At 62.7% G+C, this 20012-nt stretch carries 18 protein-coding genes, 1 tRNA gene and 3 pseudogenes; 10 read left to right on the top strand and 12 right to left on the bottom strand.

Annotation, left to right across the window (positions count from 1 at the left end; genetic code table 11):
* Positions 1-47: 47 nt before the first annotated feature.
* Complete coding sequence (locus ETW23_RS00760) at positions 48-380, top strand: GYD domain-containing protein (protein WP_134828808.1); 333 nt, start codon at positions 48-50, stop codon at positions 378-380.
* 124 nt (positions 381-504) lie between these two features.
* Here ETW23_RS00760 and argB read toward each other — a convergent pair whose 3' ends face one another.
* On the bottom strand, positions 505-1365 hold the full coding sequence (argB, locus tag ETW23_RS00765) for an acetylglutamate kinase (protein WP_129372189.1): 861 nt from the start codon (positions 1363-1365) through the stop codon (positions 505-507).
* Positions 1366-1523: 158 nt separating this feature from the next.
* On the opposite strand from argB, the pseudogene ETW23_RS00770 reads away from it, so the two are divergent.
* Positions 1524-2250, top strand: a pseudogene (locus ETW23_RS00770) (SDR family NAD(P)-dependent oxidoreductase).
* A gap of 42 nt (positions 2251-2292) precedes the next feature.
* Here the strand turns inward: ETW23_RS00770 and ETW23_RS00775 are convergent.
* From ETW23_RS00775 to rpmH, 10 genes and pseudogenes are all read right to left on the bottom strand, one after another.
* A complete protein-coding gene (locus tag ETW23_RS00775) occupies positions 2293-3690 on the bottom strand; it encodes a PepSY domain-containing protein (RefSeq protein WP_134828809.1) in 1398 nt (465 codons plus the stop codon).
* A gap of 236 nt (positions 3691-3926) precedes the next feature.
* Positions 3927-4292, bottom strand: a complete 366-nt coding sequence (locus ETW23_RS00780) for a DUF2946 family protein (RefSeq protein WP_134828810.1) — start codon at positions 4290-4292, stop codon at positions 3927-3929.
* A 4-nt stretch (positions 4293-4296) separates the two neighbouring features.
* Positions 4297-4943, bottom strand: a pseudogene (gene yihA / locus ETW23_RS00785) (ribosome biogenesis GTP-binding protein YihA/YsxC).
* On the bottom strand, positions 4943-5695 hold the full coding sequence (locus ETW23_RS00790; protein WP_134828811.1) for an MOSC domain-containing protein: 753 nt from the start codon (positions 5693-5695) through the stop codon (positions 4943-4945). Before ETW23_RS00790 ends, yihA begins: the two are co-directional and overlap by 1 nt.
* Positions 5695-7497: a membrane protein insertase YidC gene (gene yidC, locus ETW23_RS00795; RefSeq protein ID WP_134828812.1), complete on the bottom strand. Its 1803-nt coding sequence runs from the start codon at positions 7495-7497 to the stop codon at positions 5695-5697. Before yidC ends, ETW23_RS00790 begins: the two co-directional genes overlap by 1 nt.
* Before the next feature lie 133 nt (positions 7498-7630).
* Complete coding sequence (locus tag ETW23_RS00800; protein WP_134828813.1) at positions 7631-9178, bottom strand: bifunctional diguanylate cyclase/phosphodiesterase; 1548 nt, start codon at positions 9176-9178, stop codon at positions 7631-7633.
* Between the two features lie 66 nt (positions 9179-9244).
* A complete protein-coding gene (gene ttcA / locus ETW23_RS00805; protein WP_134828814.1) occupies positions 9245-10132 on the bottom strand; it encodes a tRNA 2-thiocytidine(32) synthetase TtcA in 888 nt (295 codons plus the stop codon).
* Positions 10133-10187: 55 nt separating this feature from the next.
* Positions 10188-10418 (bottom strand): membrane protein insertion efficiency factor YidD, encoded by a 231-nt coding sequence (gene yidD / locus ETW23_RS00810; protein WP_129372970.1) that lies wholly within the window; start codon positions 10416-10418, stop codon positions 10188-10190.
* A 154-nt stretch (positions 10419-10572) separates the two neighbouring features.
* A pseudogene (rnpA, locus tag ETW23_RS00815) lies at positions 10573-10997 on the bottom strand (ribonuclease P protein component).
* A gap of 23 nt (positions 10998-11020) precedes the next feature.
* On the bottom strand, positions 11021-11155 hold the full coding sequence (rpmH, locus tag ETW23_RS00820) for a 50S ribosomal protein L34 (protein WP_008554144.1): 135 nt from the start codon (positions 11153-11155) through the stop codon (positions 11021-11023).
* A 374-nt stretch (positions 11156-11529) separates the two neighbouring features.
* On the opposite strand from rpmH, the gene ETW23_RS00825 reads away from it, so the two are divergent.
* The 4 genes from ETW23_RS00825 (at position 11530) to ETW23_RS00840 (ending at position 15305) form a co-directional block, all read left to right on the top strand.
* Entirely contained in the window at positions 11530-12306 is a 777-nt protein-coding gene (locus ETW23_RS00825) for a TVP38/TMEM64 family protein (RefSeq protein ID WP_247676943.1), read from the top strand.
* Positions 12307-12308: 2 nt separating this feature from the next.
* Positions 12309-13727, top strand: a complete 1419-nt coding sequence (locus ETW23_RS00830) for an NAD(P)/FAD-dependent oxidoreductase (RefSeq protein ID WP_134828816.1) — start codon at positions 12309-12311, stop codon at positions 13725-13727.
* Positions 13728-13742: 15 nt separating this feature from the next.
* On the top strand, positions 13743-15128 hold the full coding sequence (locus tag ETW23_RS00835) for a HAMP domain-containing sensor histidine kinase (protein ID WP_134828817.1): 1386 nt from the start codon (positions 13743-13745) through the stop codon (positions 15126-15128).
* Positions 15129-15228: 100 nt separating this feature from the next.
* Positions 15229-15305, top strand: a tRNA-Arg gene (locus tag ETW23_RS00840).
* Between the two features lie 462 nt (positions 15306-15767).
* Here ETW23_RS00840 and ETW23_RS00845 read toward each other — a convergent pair.
* Complete coding sequence (locus ETW23_RS00845) at positions 15768-16703, bottom strand: LysR family transcriptional regulator (RefSeq protein WP_134828818.1); 936 nt, start codon at positions 16701-16703, stop codon at positions 15768-15770.
* Between the two features lie 116 nt (positions 16704-16819).
* Between ETW23_RS00845 and ETW23_RS25550 the strand changes: the two genes are divergently transcribed.
* Genes ETW23_RS25550 through ETW23_RS00860 form a run of 4 tightly spaced genes read left to right on the top strand, consistent with a single transcriptional unit; the run spans position 16820 to position 19970 of the window.
* Positions 16820-17113 (top strand): hypothetical protein, encoded by a 294-nt coding sequence (locus ETW23_RS25550; protein ID WP_254695105.1) that lies wholly within the window; start codon positions 16820-16822, stop codon positions 17111-17113.
* On the top strand, positions 17071-17724 hold the full coding sequence (locus tag ETW23_RS00850) for a dimethylarginine dimethylaminohydrolase family protein (protein WP_254695106.1): 654 nt from the start codon (positions 17071-17073) through the stop codon (positions 17722-17724). Before ETW23_RS25550 ends, ETW23_RS00850 begins: the two co-directional genes overlap by 43 nt.
* The gene (locus ETW23_RS00855; RefSeq protein WP_134828819.1) at positions 17721-18962 is read left to right on the top strand and encodes a Zn-dependent hydrolase; all 1242 of its coding nucleotides are present in this window, start codon (positions 17721-17723) and stop codon (positions 18960-18962) included. Before ETW23_RS00850 ends, ETW23_RS00855 begins: the two co-directional genes overlap by 4 nt.
* Positions 18963-19019: 57 nt before the next feature.
* A complete protein-coding gene (locus tag ETW23_RS00860) occupies positions 19020-19970 on the top strand; it encodes a glycine betaine ABC transporter substrate-binding protein (RefSeq protein ID WP_134828820.1) in 951 nt (316 codons plus the stop codon).
* The last annotated feature ends 42 nt before the right edge of the window (positions 19971-20012 follow it).

Below are 20012 nucleotides of genomic sequence, written 5' to 3' on the forward strand. Positions count from 1 at the left end.
ATCGGGCCCATCGCCGGCTTGCAGGTTTCGCCCCAGGGAGAGACAGAATGCCAAGATTTATCGTGACCGGCTGTTACACGGCCTCTGCCATGAAAGCGATGATTGAAACCCCCAGTGACCGCGAGGCGGCAGCCCGCGCAATTGTCGAAGCGGCAGGCGGGACTTTGGAAAGCTACTATCTGACCACCGGCGACAGCGATTTTGCGATCCAAGTGACAATTGACGACGCAACGGGCCTGCTTGCGGGGCTGATGGCAACGGGCGCCAGCGGCGCCGTCAGCAACCTGAAAACCGTGCGGGCGTTCACCTCGGACGAATTCACTGCAATACAGAAGAAGGCCGGCGGCATCGCCAAGGTCTACAAAGCGCCAGGAAGCTAACGCAGCCAGCGCCGGACGGCAGCCGTCCGCTGCCATCCGGCTTCTTTCTGGTCAAAAATACCCCAGGGTGAATTGGCCCAAGGGCCAAGAGGGCAGCGCCCCTCATACCCTCCTTCCACCTGCGTCAGGCGCGGATCATCGAGCCGGCGCCGTGATCGGTGAATAGCTCCAGCAGCACCGAATTCTGAACCCGCCCGTCGACGATGGTGCAGGCGCGCACGCCGTTGCGCACCGCATCCAGCGCGGTTTCGGTCTTGGGGATCATCCCGCCGGCAATCACGCCGCTGGCGGTCATTGCGTCGACATCCGCGGCCTTCAGCTCGGTGACCACCTCGCCGTCGCCGTTTTTGACGCCCGCCACATCGGTCAGCAGCAGCAGCCGGTCAGCCTGCAGCGCCTTGGCGATGGCCCCGGCAGCAGTGTCGCCATTGATGTTGAAGGTCTCGCCTTCCCGGCCCGCACCGATCGGGGCGATCACCGGGATCATGTCTTTTTCAAACAGACCGTACAGCACCTTGGGGTCCAATTCGGACGGGGCGCCGACAAAGCCCAGATCCGGGTCGGCCTGATCGCAGGTTATCAGATTGGCGTCCTTGCCTGACAAGCCAACGGCACGGCCGCCCTGCCGGTTGATCGCCTGCACGATACGCTTGTTGACGACGCCGGACAAAACCATCTCCACCACCTCCATGGTGGCGGCATCGGTGACCCGCTTGCCGTTGACGAACTCAGACTGGATCTGCAGCTTTTCCAGCATCGCATTGATCATCGGTCCGCCGCCGTGGACGATCACAGGGTTCACCCCCACCTGGCGCATCAGCACGATATCGCGGGCAAAGGTCTCCATCGCCTCGTCGCTGCCCATGGCGTGGCCGCCCAGCTTGATGACAACAATGGCCCCGTCATAGCGCTGCAGATAGGGCAGGGCGCTTGAGAGGGTCTCGGCAGTGGCAATCCAGTCGCGGTTCATGTTTTGTGTCTTCATCGCTGTCATCATTCCTTTGACAGAAGGGTTTAGGCGGTTCCGGGGCCGCTGCCAAGCGTTGCGTGCGGCACGCCGGGCGCCGCCGCAGGCGGGAGGCCATTGCGGTTGCCTGCGCCGGTGGTAGGCTCAGCCTGGAAATCTCCTGTGAGGATCAACAGATGCGTCAGAAGACCTTGCTATTGACCGGCGCCAGCCGCGGTATCGGCCATGCAACGGTGCGCCGCTTCAACCGCGAAGGCTGGCGGGTTATCACCTGCTCGCGGCATCCGTTCCCGGCGGAATGCCCCTGGGGCGGCGGCCAGGAAAACCATGTGCAATTGGACCTGTCAGACCCGTCGGACACGATCAACGCGGTGGGCCAGATCCAGGACCTGCTGGACGGCCGCTTGGACGCGCTGGTCAACAATGCCGGGATCTCGCCGAAAGGGCCGGACGGCGAGCGGCTCAGCACGCTGGATACTGATCTGATGGATTGGGGCAAAGTATTCCACGTGAATTTCTTCAGCTCGGTTGTGCTGGCGCGGGGTTGAAGGAGGAACTGGCAGCCGCCAAAGGGTCCGTCGTCAATGTGACCTCAATTGCGGGCAGCCGGGTGCACCCCTTTGCCGGGGCCGCCTATGCCACCTCCAAGGCGGCACTGGCGGCGCTGACGCGGGAGATGGCGCATGACTTCGGCCCTTGGGGGTGCGGGTCAATGCCATTGCACCGGGCGAGGTGGAAACCGCGATCCTGTCGCCAGGCACCGACAAGATTGTCGAGAAGCTGCCGATGCAGCGGCTGGGCCAGCCCGAGGAGGTGGCCTCGGCGATCTATTTCCTGTGCTCGGAAGGGAGTTCCTACATCTCCGGCGCCGAGATTGAGGTGAACGGCGCGCAGCACGTTTGATTGCGGGCACACCGCCCGGCCTAAAGGCCGGGCGGTGCTCTGTCAGCTTACCGCGCGTTTCAGCACCGGCAGGTTGCCCAGCAGCAGCACGTCAATCGCCAGCACTGCCAGCAGCAGCAGGCCGGTCAGCGGGAAGGCCAGCGAGACCAGCACCGCAATCAGCGCAGCCCCCTTCCAGAACGGCATCTCTGCCGGTTCCGGCGGTGCGGCCAGGCGGCTGGCACCTGCGGGGCGGCGTTTCATCCACATTACCAGGCCGGAGACGCAGACAAAGATCACTGCCAGGCAGAACACCACGTTCAGCACGAAGCTCCAGGTGCCCATCAGACCCATGTGGAAGGGGATGCTGACGGCCATTGCCTTGCCCGCGAGCGAGTAGTCCTCGTATTTCACGTCAGCGAGAATCTTGCCGCTGTACTGGTCAATATGAATGGTGCGGTCGATGAAAGGATCGTCGCCGTCGCCGCTCATGCTGTCGCGGTTGATGGTCCAGACGCCATTTCCGCCGCCGGGATAGGCCAGGCGGAAGCGGCCCTCCATCCCCAAAGCGCGGCCTAGGGCGATAATGTTGCCTGCGTCTACAGGCTGGCCTTCGGAAATGCCGGTAATCCCGGCCTCAGAGCCGGAAGCTGGCATCGGGGTCTGTTCCAGCGCCCAGGGCACATCGTTTGTATGCCCATGGTTCATGCTGGCGTGAATATCGTCGGACAGGGGCACGTTGTCCCATTTGGCTGCCGGAAAGGTGCTCCAGGCCTGCATCATCTGGCCGCCCCAGATGCCGGTCCACGACAGGCCGGAGATCAGGAAGACAACCAGCAGTGCCGACATCCAGAAGCCGGTGACCGCGTGCAGGTTCTTCCACAGGGCGCGGCCCTTGGCGCGGAAATTGGGGACAAAGGCACTGGCGGCATTGCCGCGCGGCCACCACAGGTACACCCCCGTAAGGACCAGCACGATGCCAAGGCCCGCGGCGATCTCGATCAGCCGGTCGCCGGTGTCGCCGATCAACAGGGTCGAATGGATGTTGTCGGCCAGATCATACCAGCCTGCGCGGCGGTCCCATGTCTCGATCACTTCGCCGGTGTACTGGTTCAGTGCCACCAGACGCTGGCCAGCCTCGGTTTTGACGCGGAAAACGGCGGCCAGATCCGGCGCCTTGGGGCCGATCCATTCGGCAATGGTGCCGGGCTGGGCGGCCAGCACGGCGGCGGATTGATCAGCGATGCTGAGTTCAGCCGTGCCCTGCGTAACGGTGATGGTCTCGCCGTCGCGGCCGTCGAACTGAGTGATGAACATCATCATCAGGCCAGTGACAGCCAGCATGATCAGGAACGGCACCACAAACAGGCCGGCGTAGAAGTGCCAGCGCCAGGCGGCGAAGTAGAATTTCTCGGACAGCGGGCGCGATTGGCCCGCGGATTGCGGTTGGCTGGTCGCCATGGGAGTCTCCATGTCTGGGCGCCGGGCACAGATGTGCCGGCAGGTATATTGGGGGTTTGGGGGATGAAAGGGCCAGGACCCATTGATCCGGCCAGGTCCAGACATTGCTGCACGGGAGAACGCGCCGGGCGTTGATCCAATGCAGCAAAGCAGACAGGCGGCGCGGCTGTCAGGCGGCGGGCAGGGGGACCTGTGCGCTCAGCCAGTGCCGGGGGCCGGATGAAAGGGGGCTGACCCTAGGCCGCGGCGGGCGGGCCGCGGGCGTCGTAGCGCCAGTGGAAACCGGCGCTGTGATGAGTGAACACCTCGCGTGACCAGCGGTCGGCCAGCGGTGCATCAAGGCTGAGGTGCAGCGTGCCGTCCGGCAGCAAAGCCGCCGTGGTAAACCCTGAGAAGGGGCAGCTGCGGTCGTCCATTGGTTCAGCAGGATCATGTGAACCATCATCACCCGGATCGACCCAGGCCTCCTGCACGCCATCGGTGGTGCAGATCACCAGCAGCACCTTGCCGTCCTGTGCGGTGCTTGGCATCCAGCCGGCCGGGATCAGCCCGGCAACGGCCAGGGCGATCACAACCAGAAAGGAGGACAAGCAGCGCAGCATGCGGTTACAGCCCGGCGATGATCGAGCGCAGAGTGGCGATGCCGTCGCCCTTCTCGGACGAGGTCAGGACGATCTCAGGGTAAGCAGCGGGGTGTTTGGACAAGGCGTCCTTCACCTGCTCCAGCACCTTGGCGCGGTCCGTTTCCTTGACTTTGTCGGCCTTGGTCATGACGCATTGGAAGGTAACGGCAGAGCTGTCCAGCAGCTTCATGATCTCGGCGTCCACCGCCTTGATCCCGTGGCGGCTGTCAATCAGCACAAAAGCGCGGCGCAGGTTCTGGCGGCCTGACAGGTAGCGTTTCAAGAGCTTCTGCCACTGCTCCACCACTTTCAGCGGCGCGTTGGCATAGCCATAGCCGGGCAGGTCGACCAGATACAGCTCGGGCCTTGAGTGAAGAAGTTGATTTCTTGCGTGCGGCCCGGTGTGTTGGAGGCCCGCGCGATGCCCTTGGTTCCGGTCAGCGCGTTGATCAGGCTCGACTTGCCGACGTTGGAACGGCCGGCAAAGCATACCTCCAGCCGGTCGGCATCGGGCAGGCCGTTCATCGCAACCACGCCTTTCAGGAACTCGGTCTCGCCCGCAAACAGCTTGCGGCCTTTTTCGGCAGAGATGTCATCCGGCGCCTCGGCCAGGGAGAATTGCATTTGCATCACAGCACCTTTACCGCGTCGCCAAGACGGATCTCACCGCTGCGCACCACTTCGGTGTAAACAGAGAAATCCTGGTGGCCCCAGTTGTCTTTCAGGGTCTTGAGCGTATCGGCGTCGCGTTCGCCGGTTTCGGGATTGGCGGTGGTCGCCAGGCAGCGTACCACCCGTTCGCGTACCGCAAAAACAGCCTCGCCGATCTGCACTTCGCGGCCCAGCCAGTCGTTTTCGGCCCAGGCCTCATCCAGATCGAACCAGATGTTGCCGCGCCAGCGCTTGGGTGACAGATCATGACCGATGGCCTGTTCCACAGCCCGGTGAGAGGCCCGGTTGCACAGGGTAACCGAGGGGAAAGGGGTATCGGTCATGCCGCGGCCCGGCACCCGGATGATCCGGGCAGAGGCGGCACGGCCCGCCGGGGTCAGCGGCTTCTCCCAATCAAGGAAACGTTGCAGATCCGCAGGATTTTCCGGGTCGAATGTCAGGTCAGGCCGGTGCGGGTGGGTCAGCGTCAGCTGGCCGCTGGCATCGTCCAGGCGGGCATTGATGGCCATCAGCCCGGGCGCCTTGGAGCCGCGGGTGAAGTTCTGGCAGGGCGCCCATTCGGAACCGTCCGCCTTGGAGACCTCATGCGCCACCGCCCAAACGCGATCGCCGGGCATGGTTTGCCCGGCGGTCAGGGTTACATTTTCCAGCGCTTCACGCCCGTGGGACTTGAGCGGGTGGCGCCAGATGTCCGTAACTTGGTGCGTCATCAGCTGTCAGCCTTCGGCTTCTTCTTGAAGCCCGACTTGATGTTGCCGAACACGTCCGGCTTGTAGCCGTGGCTGCGCATGATCAGGTACTGCTGGCTGAAGGTGATCGTGTTGTTGGCAATCCAGTAGACGACCAGGCCGGAGGCAAAGCCGCCGAGCATGAACATGAACACCCAGGGCATCCAGGCAAAGATCATCTGCTGGGTCGGGTCGGTGGGCGCCGGGTTCAGTTTCTGCTGCAGCCACATCGAGATGCCGAGCAGGATCGGCAGGATACCGATGAAGACCAGCGCCATGATGCTTTCCGGTGCCGGGGAGGCAAAGGGCAGCAGGCCAAAGAGGTTCATGATCGAGGTCGGATCCGGCGCGCTGAGGTCCTGGAAGGGACCGAAGAAGGGCGCGTGGCGCAGTTCCAGGGTGACGAAGATCACCTTGTAGAGCGAGAAGAAGATGGGGATCTGGATCAGGATCGGCAGGCAGCCCGCGGCGGGGTTCACCTTCTCCCGCTTGTAAAGCTCCATCATCTCCTTTTGCATCTTCTGGCGGTCGTCGCCGGTGCGCTCCTTAAGCTTCTCCATCTCCGGCTGAAGCTCTTTCATCTTGGCCATCGAAGCATAAGATTTATAGGCCAGCGGGAACACCAGGATCTTGATCACAACGGTCAGGCCGATGATAGCCCAGCCCATGTTGCCGATCAGCACGTTCAAGTTGTGCAAGAGCCAGAACATCGGCTTGGTCAGGAAGAAAAACCAGCCCCAGTCGATGACATCCAGGAAGCCTTGGATGCCTCCCTTTTCATAGCCGCGAATGGCTTCCCATTCCTTGGCGCCGGCAAACAGCTGGGTGGTAACTTCAGAGGACTGGCCCTCTGCCACGGTGATGGTCGGCAGCACGATGTCGGTCTGATAGATCTCGCGGCGTTCGTCGAATTTCGCGATTGAGCGGAAGGCCTGGCCCGGTTCGGGGATCAGGGTCGACATCCAGTAGTGGTCGGTAAAACCGATCCAGCCGTTCTCTGCGACCTGTTTGACCTCGGCCCGGGAGCCGTCGCGCGGGTCGGGCTCAAAGTCGGCCATGTCGTCATAGTCGGTTTCGGCCAGTTCGGCGTCCGACATTCCAACCAGGCCTTCGTGCAGGATGAAGAAGTTCTTCAGGTCCGCAGGCTGGCCATGGCGGGCCAGGGTGCCGTAGGGCGCCAGGGCGACGCTGCCGCCGGAGGCATTGGCCACCGACTGTGTGACCGAGAACATGTAATCCTCATCCACCGCGATGGTGCGGGAGAAGGTCAGGCCCTTGCCGTTGTCCCAGGTCAGGGTGACGGGGCTGTCGGTGGTCAGGGCGGCGTCTGCCGGCGCGGTCCAGATGGTGTTGGCACCCGGCACATCGTCCAGCGACAGGCCCGCACCCGGCGCCCAGCCGTAGAGCGCGTAATAAGCACCTGCGTCGCCCACGGGCTTCAGCAGTTTGACGATCGGAGACCCCTCGTCCAGCGTCTCGCGGTAGTCCTTCAGCGACAGATCGTCGATCCGGCCGCCCTGCAGCGAGATGCTGCCGGCCAGGCGCGCGGTGTCGATGGCAACGCGCGGCGCATCGGGGGCTTCGGCCTCTTCCGCGGCGGTCTCGGCCACCGCGTCTGCGGAGGCGCTGGGGACCAGGGCGGTATCGCCTGCGGGCGCGGATTCGCTGACCGCGGTTTCAGGCGCCTGTTCCGGCTCTGGCGGCGGGAAAAAGGTGTACCACCCCAGGATCACCAGAAAGCTGAGTACGGTTGCGAGAATAAGATTTTTGTTCTGATCGTCCATTGGGGACTGCCACCTCGTGTAGGGAAGGACACGTGGGGTTCAACAGAGGTGGGCCGCAAAGGTCAAGCAGAATCGCGGCGCGCCGGGGCGGCATAGGGCCCTGGCGCAGCAGAAAATCAATGGAATTGAGTATTCAGGGGGTCTGGCGGCCGATCGCAGGCGTGTCCTGCAATTTGGCTTCATGGGACGTGATCCAGTCCAGCGTCTGGTCGAACGGCATCGGGCGGCCGATGCCGAAGCCCTGCACATGGCCGCAGCCCAGCTGCGCCAGCAGTGCGTGTTCGCCTGCGGTTTCGACCCCTTCGGCCAGGGTTTCCAGCTCCAGCCGTTCGGCCATGGTAAGGATCGCGGAGATCAGTTTCTGCTGTTCCGGATCCTGATCCGCTTTCATCACAAAGGAGCGGTCGATCTTGATGCGGGAGATGCTGAAGCGGCGCACCGCGGCGATGGAGGCATGGCCGGTGCCGAAATCATCCAGATCGATGTGGCAGCCCATTTCGCTGAGGGCGAGGATGTTGCGGGTGATCACACCGTCGGGCTGATCGGTCATCACGGTTTCCAGGATCTCCACACACAGGCGGCTGGGCGGCAGCTCAAATCGTTCAAGCTCCCATTTGATGCGCCCTGCAAGACCGGGATTGCGCAGTTCCTGAGTGGCAAAGTTCACCCCGACACAAGGCACCTGGACGCCGGCGGCATCCCAGGCCTTGATCGCCACCAGGGAATTGTAAAGCATCACCTGGCTCAGCCGGTCCATCAGCCCGGCTTCCTCCAGTGCGGGCAGGAAGGTCGAGGGCGGGATCAGCCCCTGCACCGGGTGCGACCAGCGGGCCAGTGCCTCGAACCCGGAAACCCGGCCGGTGTCGGTGCAGATCTGCGGCTGGAACCAAGCCTGAATCTGACCGGATTCAAGGGCCGAAGCAGCCTCTTCACGCAGGTTGGAACGGGTCCCGCCGCGCCCGGACATATCCACCGAAAAGGCGCGGATGCCGCCCGGGCCATTGCTTTGCGCCTCGGCCAGGGCAGTCACGGCGGCGCCGGTCCAGTCGGACCCGGTCTTACCCGGAGCCCGGTTGCGCTGGCAAAAGCCGATGGAGCAGGTCACGTAGATGTTGGTGCCATCCAGCGGCACAGGTTCCTCGGCGGCGGTCTGCATCCGGCCGGCCAGCTGGATGCACAATTCCAGATCCAGCTGCAGGGTCGGGGCCAGGCAGATGGCAAAGCGGCTGTCGCCGATCCGGGCAATTGTATCGTGCTGGCGCAGGACCGAGGCGATCTGCGTGCCGCAGTGCTGAACGATACGGTCGCCGGCCTCAAGCCCGTGCCGGTCCGCCATTTCTTTGTAATCGTCCAGTTCCAGGATGAAGACCGCGGAGCGCAGATCCGTTTCCGCGCATTCGTCATAGATGCGCGCGGTGTCATGCTCGAACCCGTCGCGCAGCATCATGCCGGTGACACTGTCGCGCGGCAGGCCGCCGCCACCGCCCAGTTTGCTGAACCCGCCGGCGACGGCAATCAGCACCGGCAGGCCAAGTGCCACCGAAAGCAATGCGGTTTCGCCGCCGAGCCAATAGGTGGCCAGGGTCAGGGCAGGCAGGAAAGCGAGCACAGGCGGCCCGAAAAGTGCCGGGGCAAGGGTTTGCCGGAGCCGTGCCAGGAGACCTGATCCTGTGTTTGTCATTCTCAGACCTTTCGTCTGCAGCCAGTCGTTTCGGCATGAGACTAGGGTGCTGATCTAACCCGGGAGTTAACGCAGCTTGGGAATATCCGGTATTTCCGGCCCGGAATCCGGGTTCTTCAGTTCCAAACCGGCAAAATCGAACAGTTTCGGATCCAGCAGGTGCGAAGGCCGGGCATTCATCAATGCGCGGAACATCACCTGGCGGCGGCCCGGGCTGTTTGATTCCCACTGATCCAGGATCTGTTTCACCTGCTGACGCTGCAGCCCGTCCTGGCTGCCGCACAGGTCGCAGGGGATGATCGGATAGTTCATGGAACGGGCGAATTTTTCGCAATCGGCCTCGGCCACATGGGCCAGCGGGCGGAACACAAAGAGGTCGCCTTCCTCGTTCACCAGTTTTGGCGGCATGGTCGCGAGCCGGCCGCCGTGAAAGAGATTCATGAAGAAGGTTTCCAGAATGTCGTCCCGGTGGTGGCCGAGCACCACGGCGGAGCAGCCCTCTTCGCGCGCGATACGGTACAGGTTGCCGCGGCGCAGGCGCGAACAGAGCGCGCAAAATGTCCGGCCCTGCGGAACCTTGTCCATCACGATGGAATAAGTGTCCTGATATTCGATCCGGTGCGGCACGCCCATCTTTTCGAGGAACTCCGGCAGCACTGTGGCCGGAAAACCGGGCTGGCCCTGATCCAGGTTGCAGGCGAGCAGGTCCACCGGCAGCAGGCCGCGCCACTTCAGCTCATAAAGAACCGCCAGCAGGGTATAGCTGTCTTTGCCGCCCGACAGGCAGACCAGCCACTTGGGCGTGCTGCCGTCCGTGCGGCGCTCCACCATGCCGTATTGGTCGATCGCCTCACGGGCATAGCGCACAATGCGCTTCCTGAGTTTCTTGAACTCGGTGGTCGAGGGGGCGCCGGCAAACAGCGGGTGGATTTCGTCCAGATCATCATCAAGCATGGGCGCGCCCTAGCTGAGGAAGTGCGTTTTGCCAAGAAAAAAAGGTGTTCCGGCTTCAGTCCTTGCCGCCAGGCACCGGGTCATAGCCATCGCCGCCGAAGGGGTGGCAGCGACCGATCCGTCGGGCAGTAAGCCAGGAGCCCTTGATCGCGCCATGCTTTTCGAGCGCTTCCAGCGCGTAGGCCGAGCAGGTGGGCTGGTAGCGGCAGTTGAAGCCGACCCAGGGGCTGAACAGCAGCCGGTAGGCGCGCACAGGCAGGGCGAGGATATGGGCCAGCGGGGTCATGCGGGTTAGATAGGGTGAGCTGCGCCGCATGGCAATGAGGGCAGCGCCCTCCCGAGGGGAGGGTCGGGCGCTGTCCAGCCTATCGGCCGGAGAAACTGCAGCCATAGTGGCACGGACTTCCCGCGGACATGCGCGGAGCCTGGTTTTTTCTGGCTTACTGGCCGTGGATCTTTTTCAGCGCATAAATCAGGTCGCGCTTCAGTTCCTCGAACGGGCGCTGGGCGGTCTCCATCGCGCGGCCGATCAGCACGTAATCCCATCCCGGACGGCCATGCGCGGGGAGAATCATCCGTGCGGCCTCGCGCAGCCGGCGCTTGGCGCGGTTGCGGGCGACGGCATTGCCGACCTTTTTGGAACAGGTGAACCCCATGCGGATGCCGCCATTATCCTGGCGGTTGCGGCCCTGGACCATCATGCCCTTGGTGCCCTGCTTGCGGGCAGGCGGGCGGGCACAGGCAAGGAAATCACGGCGCTTGGCCATGACCTCGATCTTTGGCGCATCAGCTGCGCAAACGGACACCGCCGGAGGCGTGTCCCCGCGGGCAGCAGTGCCGTCCTTGGGGCCTCCGGCGGTGTCATGTCCGTCAGAACTGGAACTGAGCTTATGCGCTCAGTTCTTTCCGGCCGCGGGCGCGGCGTGCGTTCAGGATCTTGCGGCCAGCTTTGGTGGCCATGCGCGCACGGAAGCCGTGGCGGCGTTTACGAACCAGGTTCGAAGGCTGATAGGTGCGTTTCATCGCTCCGGTCTCCACATTGTATCTTCGGGCAGGGCGCGGAATCGCCTCCCGGGGGTCTATCTCGAAGCCCGGTCTTTAGGAGGGAACGGCGGGTAAGTCAAACCCTGCGAGGTGAGAAAACACCTTTTAGGGTGAGAAAACCCCTGTAAGCATGGCGGCGCGGAACCCTGGCGTGCAACATTTCCGCCAAAAACCGCACCGGAACAGCCTCCGGGCAGGGCGGATGTAACATCCGGGCAGTGATTCTGCCACAAACCTCACGAATCCGGGGGCAAGTGATCAAGCAGCCGTGAGGCAGGGCTGCCCACCCTCGCCTGCGGGCCATTTAACACGTAGCTACACTGCACTGCCACAGAGACGGACGTATGAGCGATATGAGCGAGACACCCAAGACCGATTCCGAGCCAAAGGATCAGCCTGCGGCCAAGCCGGGCATGGCCCGCCATCTGCCGTTGATTGCCGTCGCGGTGGTGGCACTGATCGGGGCGGTGACGTTGAAGGACTACCTGAGTTTTGACACGCTGCGCGACAACCGCGAGGCGCTGATGGCGTTCCGGGATCAGAATTACCTTGGTCTCGTGGCGCTGTTCATGGGGCTCTACATTGTGATCGTGCTGTTTTCGCTGCCGGGTGCGGCGGTGGCCTCGGTCACTGGCGGGTTCCTGTTCGGACTGGCGGCGGGCACCGCGGTCAACGTGATTTCGGCCACCATCGGTGCGGCGGGCATCTTTCTGGCGGCGCGCTGGGGGCTGGGCGCCGCGCTGACCGCCAGGATGGAAGCGGCAGAAGGCCGGGTGCAGATGCTGAAACAGGCGCTGCGCGAGAACGAGGTCGAGGTGCTCTTGCTGTTGCGGCTGGTTCCGGCGGTGCCGTTTTTTGTCGCCAACCTGCTGCCCGCGCTGGTCGGTGTGAAGTTCCGCAACTTCCTGTGGACCACGGCGGCGGGGATTATTCCGGGCGCCATTGTGTTTACCTGGATCGGGGTCGGGGTCGGGGCGGTGTTCGACCGCGGTGAAGACCCGGATCTGAGCCTGTTGTGGGAGCCGCATGTGATCGGGCCTATTCTGGGCCTGTGCGTGCTGGCGGCAATGCCGATCCTGGTCAAATCCGTCCGCGGCACTCTGCGTGGCAAGAACAGCAAGGATACCTGAACATGAGCCGCATAGAATGTGATCTCCTGATTATCGGCGCCGGGTCGGGCGGACTGTCGGCGGCGGCTGGTGCCAGCCAGATGGGGGCGTCGGTTGTGCTGCTGGAAGGCCACAAGATGGGCGGCGATTGCCTGAACTACGGCTGTGTGCCCTCCAAGGCGCTGCTGGCCAGCGGCAAGGCGGCGCACGCCCAGGCGCATACCCAAGCCTTTGGTGTGCCGGATCAGCACCCGCAGGTGGATTATGCCGCGGCCAAGGATCATGTGCAGGCGGTGATTGATACCATCGCCCCGGTCGACAGCCAGGAACGATTCGAGGGCCTTGGCGTGCGGGTGATCCGCGAGTTCGGCCGCTTTGTTTCGCCAACAGAGGTCGAAGCAGGCCCGCACCGGATCATTGCGCGGCGGGTGGTGATCGCCACGGGGTCTTCGCCGCTGGTGCCGCCGATCCCAGGGCTGGACAAAGTGCCTTACGAGACCAACGAGACCCTGTTTGAACTGCGCGAGAAGCCGGAGCATCTGTTGATCATCGGCGGTGGCCCGATCGGCATGGAGATGGCGCAGGCGCATGTGCGCCTGGGCTGCAAGGTCACTGTGATCGAAGGGCTGAAGGCGCTGGGCAAAGATGATCCGGAGGCCGCAGCGCTAGTGCTGGACAGCTTGCGCGCAGAAGGTGTGGAGATCGCCGAGGGCGCCATGGTCTCGCGCATCGGCGGTCAGGCCGGCGCGGTTGAGGTGGAGGCCAGGGACGGCAGCCTGTTCAAGGGCAGCCACCTGCTGATGGCGGTGGGGCGCAAGGCCAATATGGAGCGGCTGAACCTCGCTGCCGCCGGGATTGAAACCAAAGGCAACGGCATCAAGGTGGACGGCAGTCTGCTGACCACCAACAAACGTGTCTATGCCATCGGCGATGTGGCCGGCGGGCTGCAATTCACCCATGTGGCGGGCTATCACGCAGGCATAATTATCCGCTCAGCCCTGTTCGGCCTGCCGTCCAAGGCCAAGACCAGCCATATCCCCTGGGCCACCTATACCGATCCGGAACTGGCACAGGTCGGCCTGACCGAGGCGCAGGCGCGGGATATCTACGGTGTCAAACTGGAGGTGGCACGGTTCGATTACCATCACAACGACCGTGCCATTGCCGAACGCAGGACCAAAGGCTTCATCAAGGTAATGGTTTTCAAGGGCCGTCCCGTAGGCGCCACCATCGCAGGCCATCAGGCGGGGGAATTGATCGGCCTGTGGTCGATGGCGCTGGCCAACCGTTTGAAAATGAGCCAGATTGCAGCCATGGTTGCGCCTTACCCCTCCATCAGCGAGATTAACAAACGGGTTGCCGGGGCCTATTTCACCCCGCGGCTGTTTGAGAGCGGTTTTGTGAAACGCGCTGTGCGCGTGGTGCAGCGCTGGATACCTTGAGGTAAGGGCGGCGGGATGCTCAACACGCTTTCGGGCAGATTTCTGGTCCTGACCACGGTCTTCGTGATGCTGGCCGAGATCCTGATCTTTGTGCCTTCGATTGCGCGGTTCCGCGAGGATTTTCTGGCCGACCGGTTGCAGCGGGCGCAGATCGCGTCGCTGGCGCTGCTGGCTGATGACATGCTGGCGACGGAACTGGAAGCGGAGCTTTTGGAGAACGCAGGTGTCTATAACGTCGTGCTGCGCCGCGACGAGATCCGCCAGCTGATGCTGGCCTCGCCGATTCCGCAGCAGATCACCGGCACCTATGATTTGCGGATGGCCGGGGCAATGACTCTGATCCGGGATGCGGTGCTGCGGCTGTCCCGGCCGGAAAACGAGATTATCCGGGTAATCGGCGCACCGGTGCGCGATGCGGGGATATTGATCGAAGTCACCATGGAAACTGCGCCCTTACGGATGGCGATGATCGATTACGGGGTGCGGATCCTGGTTCTGTCGGCGGTGATCTCGGTTTTCACGGCGCTTTTGCTGTTTGTTGCGGTGCGGATTGTGCTGGTGAAACCGATCAAAAGCGTTGTCGGCTATATGCAGCGCTATGCGGCGGCGCCTGAGGATGCGCGCGGCATCATCCACCCGAGTTCCAGCGTGGTGGAGCTGCGCGAGGCAGAAGAGGCTCTGATGCAGCTGCAGACCGAGCTGACCCACGCGCTGAAGCAGCGCGAGCGGCTGGCCCAGCTGGGCGGCGCGGTCGCCAAAGTGAGCCATGATCTGCGCAATATCCTGACTTCGGCGCAGCTGTTCACCGACCGGATCGAGATGAGCGAGGACCCCCTGGTGCGGCGGCTGGCGCCGAAACTGGTGAACTCGATCACCCGCGCGGTCTCCCTGTGCGAGGGAACTCTGGCGTTTGGGCGCGCCGAGGAGCCGTCGCCCACCTTTGCAGTGGTCTGCCTGCATGAAATCACAGCGGATATTGCCGAAAGCGAATTGCTGGCCGCGGACAGCACATTGATTGAGATCGTCAATGCAGTGCCCAAACCGATGATGCTGCGTGCCGATTCCGAACAGCTGTTCCGCATAGTCATGAACTTGGTGCGCAACGCCCGTCAGGCGATCACCGCCACCGGGAAACCGGGTCAGATCAGGGTTGATGCGCGCGAGGAAGAGGACGCCTGGTACATCACCGTTTCCGACACCGGCCCCGGTTTGCCGAAAAAAGCGCAGGACAATCTGTTCACCCCGTTCCAGGGCGGTGCCCGCAAGGGCGGCACCGGGCTGGGCCTGGCCATTGCAGGCGAGCTGGCCCGCGGCCATGGCGGATCGGTCGTGCTGAAGGAAACCAGCCCGGGCGGCACGGCATTCGAGATCTGCCTGCCCAAGGGCGACGGCACGATTTGACCGTGGCAAGCAGGCTGACGGGAATATGCAGGCCGGAGGAAACTAATTTTGGGTTTTGGGGTTGCGACTCTCCAGCGCTATGATTACACCCCGCGGCAGTGGACCGATAGCTCAGCTGGATAGAGTACTTGACTACGAATCAAGGGGTCGGGGGTTCGAATCCTCCTCGGTCCGCCACTTTTTCTATTTGTCAGATGCCAAGCAAAGCTGACCTTCTTGTCAGGTTTCTGACCCAAACCCAGAAAACGAACGTTCATGCGGTAGGCAGCGAAGGTGCCAAAAGAGCCCAACCTGTACCTTGGATTTCTTTGCTGCGAGCGCGCGCAGCGCGAGATTTGCCGCAGGCGCTCGGATGTCAGCGCCGCAGGGCAGCGGGAAGACCGGCCGTTCGTCGACCATGCAGAAAACTTGAGACGGCAGATTTACGAAGCGCCGGACAAAGCTGCCTTTTGCTGCGCACGCTCCAACGGCAGGATCATCCGCTTTGCGACTGCGGCTGACGGCCACTCAAACGGGAAGTGGGGCTTCTCTGCAAAAGCGAGCTGCCAGTTTCGGTTTTAAAGAGTGGACTTTCGGCTAGGTAACAAATTGACCTCCGCCGTCCGAAGGAAGCACCGCCTTTACCAAGTCTTGAGTGTCTCAACTAATTTGTGAATTTTCTTGTCTAAGTGGCCCGCAGCTTTTCTTCACAAGCTTGATGAAGGTTTTCACGACAAGGTTTGGCTCCACGCCGCGCTTGCGCACCAGCTTGATTTCGGACTTCAGGTCAAACATGCCGTCCCCCACAGAGCGCACCCGCCCTTCGCGCACCCAGATATTGGCAAAGCTTTCCGGCAGGTAGCCGATATAACGGCCGGTCAGGACCAGCATGGCAATGCCTTCGATCTGATGCGCGCTGGCGTTGGAGGGCAGCCCGCGCGAAACCGGGGCCACCAGGTCTTCGTTTAGATAGGCCCGCTTGCAGAAATTGGCCTGGGGCAGAAAATCCTCAACCTGAGCAGGGGTGTCAGCCGTGAACAGCGGATGCCCGCGGCTGCAATAAAGTCCGATCCGTTCGAACCCCAAGGTCTCATAGATCAAACCGGGTTTGTGCTTATGAAACACGCCAACCCCCAGCGCGATCAGCGCATCCTGTACCGCCATCTCAATGTCATCCGGCGCCAGGGAATGTATTTCGACCTCGACCTGCGGCGCAATCCGGGTGAATTCGCCCAAGGCACCCATGATCGGCGCCTCGTTGTTGAACACCCAGTTGTCGATCGCCGCCACCGAAAGCCGCCCCACCAGCTTGCCGCGGGTGCCGTCCACCGTCTCGCCGAACTGGTCCAGCGCTGCAAACAGCTTGTGCGAGGCGGCATAGACGATCTCGCCTTTGTCGGTCAGCCGGAACCCCTTGCGGCCGCGCTGGCACAGGCGCATGCCCAGCCGGGTCTCTAGATCGGCAATCTGCCGCGATATGGTCGACGCCGAGACATTCAAAGTGATCTGCGCCGCCGAAAACCCGCGCGCCTTCACCACCGTGCAGAACACGTAGAGCAGGTGCAAATCGGCTTTGGAAAGGGCGGGTGGCAGCATGAGCTCACCATACTTGTAAAAACGTAGAAGTTAAGTCCTTTAGTTTGTGGTTTAATAAAAACAAAACCCGGCCAATCCTGTTTGCCAAGCATGTAATGACGGGGAGGTTGAGCAGCATGGATGCAAGCACTGCAATGGCCAAGCGCTGGGGGATCAACAACGACTATGCCAAGCTGACGGATGTTCTGCTGGGCAAGCCGGAGTATTTCAAATGGGTCGAGGCCGGCCCCTTGATCGGCCGCACCCTGGCCAATGCCGATAAGACCGGCGTGCAGTTCGATCTGCAGCTGGCGATGAAGCAGCACTCGGAGATGGTATCGGTCTTTGAGGGGCGGGTGTCACCTGCCACTATCTGGACAGCGACGAGGTGCTGCACCGCAATTTCTTTGCCCGCGACAGCTCGGCCATGACGCCCTGGGGCGCGCTGATCTGCCATATGCAGCTGAAATGCCGCCGTGCGGATTACGCCACCGCGATCAAATTCTATCAGGAAAACGATATCCCGATCTGGAAGTTTGCCACCGCGGGCCATTTCGAGGGCGGCGACTTCAACATCATCGAGCCGGGCCGGGTGCTGATCGGCTATTGCGGTGAGCGCTCCGAGAAAGAAGGTTCCGAACAGGTCGCCGAGTTTGTCCGCGCCGAGGGCTGGGAGGCCGTGGTGGCCCCGATCAGCCGCGAATTTGTGCATATGGACGGGCTGATTGTTCCGCTGGCGGAGAAACTGGCAGTGGCCTGTATCGACGCAATGGAACCCTGGCTGGTGGACATCGTCAAGGGCTGGGGCATCGAGATCGTCGACGTCTCCTATGCCGAGGCCAAGAACCTGGGCGTGAACCTGGTTGCACTGGGGGACGGCAAGGTGCTGTCGATGGCCGGCGCCAAGGATCTGAACGCCAAGATGCGCGCACTTGGGTTCGAGGTCTACGACCCCGACATGTCGATGTTCACCCTGGGCGGCGGCGGCGTCCATTGCCTGAGCCAGGCGCTCTGCCGCGAAGACGCCCCGCAAAGCGCATGAGCAGCAACCACCGCATAAACGGCGCCCGGCTGTGGCAGAGCATCATGGAGATGGCCAGGATTGATGCCCTGCCGGGCGGCGGCTGCGGCCGGCTGACGCTGTCGGACGGCGATCTGGAGGCGCGCAAACTGTTCACCCGCTGGTGCGAGGACGCAGGCTGCACCGTTACCTACGACCGGCTGGGCAACATGTTTGCCCGCCGCGAGGGCCGCGACCCGGATGCCCTGCCCATCGCCATCGGCAGCCATCTGGACACCCAGCCGCATGGCGGCAAGTTCGACGGTGTCTATGGCGTGCTGGCGGGCCTGGAGGTGGTTCGCACGCTGAACGATCTGGGGTTGGAAACCGATGCCCCGATCGAAATCGTCAATTGGACCAACGAGGAAGGCGCCCGCTTTGCGCCCGCCATGCTGTGCTCGGGCGTCTATGCCGGGCTGTTTGATCTGGAATTCGCCCTCAGCCGCGAAGACGCCGAGGGCTTGAGCTTTGGCGATGAGCTGGAGCGGATCGGCTATGCAGGCTCCGAACCCTGCGGTGCCCACCAGTTCGGCGCCTTTCTGGAAGGCCATATCGAGCAGGGCCCGGTGCTGGAAGCCAATGAAGAGGTGATAGGTGTGGTCACCGGCGGCCAGGGCCAGCGCTGGTATGATGTCACCGTCACCGGGCGTGATGCCCATTCCGGCTCCACCCCGATGCAAGGGCGCAGCGATGCGCTGGTGGCGGCGGCGCGGCTGGTTCAGGAGGTGCAGCGGATCGCCCTGGCCTATGGCCCCGACGGCGTCGGCACCGTGGGTGAGGTGCACGTCAGCCCCAATTCCCGCAACACCATCCCTGGCGAAGTGCGCTTTACCATCGACGTCCGCCATCCCGACGACGCGGTTCTAGGCGGCATGGACAACGCCATCCGCCGCGCCGCCGCCGAGGAGCAAGAGGCAAAGGTCGTGCTGGACATGATCTGGCACAACCCGCCAGTGAAGTTCGACGGTAACTGTGTCGGCGCAATCGAAGCCGCGGCCAAGAACAGCGGATTGCCCTGGCGCCGGATGGTGTCGGGCGCAGGCCATGACGCCTGCCAAGTCGCCCGCAAGGTGCCCGCCGCGATGGTTTTTGTGCCCTGCCGCGACGGGCTCAGCCATAACGAAGCCGAATGGGCCGATCCTGACCACCTGGAGGCCGGTTGCAACGTGCTGTTGCAAGCCGCCCTGACCCTTTCAAGACAAATGGTCCTGGCATCCTGATCACGCGCCGGACGCACAATCAAAAACAAAGTGGCCAACCAACATGGGAGAAGAAACATGAAGACGACAAAGACTCTGGCAGCCGCCACATTGGCCGCCGCCCTCGGCAGCACTGCCATGGCGCAGGATGTAGTGATCGGGGTGCCGAACTGGGCCTCTGTCCGTGGCACCGCGCACATCCTGAAGGTAGCTCTGGAGGACAATCTGGGCCTCTCGGTGGAGCTGCAGAACGGCACAAACCCGATCATCTTCGAGGCAATGGATTCCGGCGCTATGCATGTGCACCCGGAGGTTTGGCTGCCCAATCAGCAAAACCTCCATGACACCTTCGTTTCCGGCAAGGGCACCGTGGCGTTGAACCCGAACGCCGTACTGTCCGACCAGCAGATCTGCGTCACAAAAGACACTCAGGAGCGTACCGGAATTTTGGCGCTCAGCGATCTGACCGATCCGGACATGGCCGCCAACTTTGACACAGACGGCGACGGACGCGGCGAGATGTGGATTGGCGGCGCAGGCTGGGCCTCGACCAATGTCGAAAAGATCCGCGCCAAATCCTATGGCTACGCCGAAACCATGAACCTGATGGAAATGGACGAAACCCTGGCGCTGGCCCAGGTCGACAACGCGGTGGCGCAGGGTCAGAACATCGTCTTTTACTGCTATACGCCGCACCACATGTTCTCGCTCTATGATCTGGTGCCGCTGAGCGAGCCCGCCTACGACGCCGGTGAATGGGACGTAAAACAGCCGACCGATGACCCAAACTGGCTGGAGAACTCCAAAGCGGGCACAGCTTGGGACGCAGCCAAGCTGCATGTGTTCTATGCCGCTGGTCTCTCCGACAGCCAGCCCGAAGCAGCGGAAATGCTGGGCAAGGCGAGGCTGACGACGGAGCAGGTGAACGCGGTGGTCTATGCGCTGTCGGTGGATGGCCAGGATCCGGCTGAATTCGCCCGCAAATGGGTCGATGAAAACGCCGATCTGGTGGACTCCTGGTTCCAGTAAACTGCCGGAACCCAAGGGTCACAGGCGGGCGGCAGCGCTGCC

Source organism: Leisingera sp. NJS201 (assembly GCF_004535885.1).
Classification (GTDB): domain Bacteria; phylum Pseudomonadota; class Alphaproteobacteria; order Rhodobacterales; family Rhodobacteraceae; genus Leisingera.

What these genes read in the sequence shown, in the direction of transcription:
- ETW23_RS00800 (WP_134828813.1), bottom strand. Translation starts at nt 9,178, where the DNA reads ATGACAAACACAGGATCAGGTCTCCTGGCACGGCTCCGGCAAACCCTT.
- ETW23_RS00775 (WP_134828809.1), bottom strand. Translation starts at nt 3,690, where the DNA reads ATGGCGACCAGCCAACCGCAATCCGCGGGCCAATCGCGCCCGCTGTCC.
- ETW23_RS00830 (WP_134828816.1), top strand. Translation starts at nt 12,309, where the DNA reads ATGAGCCGCATAGAATGTGATCTCCTGATTATCGGCGCCGGGTCGGGC.
- argB (WP_129372189.1), bottom strand. Translation starts at nt 1,365, where the DNA reads ATGAAGACACAAAACATGAACCGCGACTGGATTGCCACTGCCGAGACC.
- ETW23_RS00860 (WP_134828820.1), top strand. Translation starts at nt 19,020, where the DNA reads ATGAAGACGACAAAGACTCTGGCAGCCGCCACATTGGCCGCCGCCCTC.
- rpmH (WP_008554144.1), bottom strand. Translation starts at nt 11,155, where the DNA reads ATGAAACGCACCTATCAGCCTTCGAACCTGGTTCGTAAACGCCGCCAC.
- ETW23_RS00760 (WP_134828808.1), top strand. Translation starts at nt 48, where the DNA reads ATGCCAAGATTTATCGTGACCGGCTGTTACACGGCCTCTGCCATGAAA.
- ttcA (WP_134828814.1), bottom strand. Translation starts at nt 10,132, where the DNA reads ATGCTTGATGATGATCTGGACGAAATCCACCCGCTGTTTGCCGGCGCC.
- yidD (WP_129372970.1), bottom strand. Translation starts at nt 10,418, where the DNA reads ATGACCCCGCTGGCCCATATCCTCGCCCTGCCTGTGCGCGCCTACCGG.
- yidC (WP_134828812.1), bottom strand. Translation starts at nt 7,497, where the DNA reads ATGGACGATCAGAACAAAAATCTTATTCTCGCAACCGTACTCAGCTTT.
- ETW23_RS00845 (WP_134828818.1), bottom strand. Translation starts at nt 16,703, where the DNA reads ATGCTGCCACCCGCCCTTTCCAAAGCCGATTTGCACCTGCTCTACGTG.
- ETW23_RS00780 (WP_134828810.1), bottom strand. Translation starts at nt 4,292, where the DNA reads ATGCTGCGCTGCTTGTCCTCCTTTCTGGTTGTGATCGCCCTGGCCGTT.
- ETW23_RS00825 (WP_247676943.1), top strand. Translation starts at nt 11,530, where the DNA reads ATGAGCGAGACACCCAAGACCGATTCCGAGCCAAAGGATCAGCCTGCG.
- ETW23_RS00855 (WP_134828819.1), top strand. Translation starts at nt 17,721, where the DNA reads ATGAGCAGCAACCACCGCATAAACGGCGCCCGGCTGTGGCAGAGCATC.
- ETW23_RS25550 (WP_254695105.1), top strand. Translation starts at nt 16,820, where the DNA reads ATGGATGCAAGCACTGCAATGGCCAAGCGCTGGGGGATCAACAACGAC.
- ETW23_RS00835 (WP_134828817.1), top strand. Translation starts at nt 13,743, where the DNA reads ATGCTCAACACGCTTTCGGGCAGATTTCTGGTCCTGACCACGGTCTTC.
- ETW23_RS00790 (WP_134828811.1), bottom strand. Translation starts at nt 5,695, where the DNA reads ATGACGCACCAAGTTACGGACATCTGGCGCCACCCGCTCAAGTCCCAC.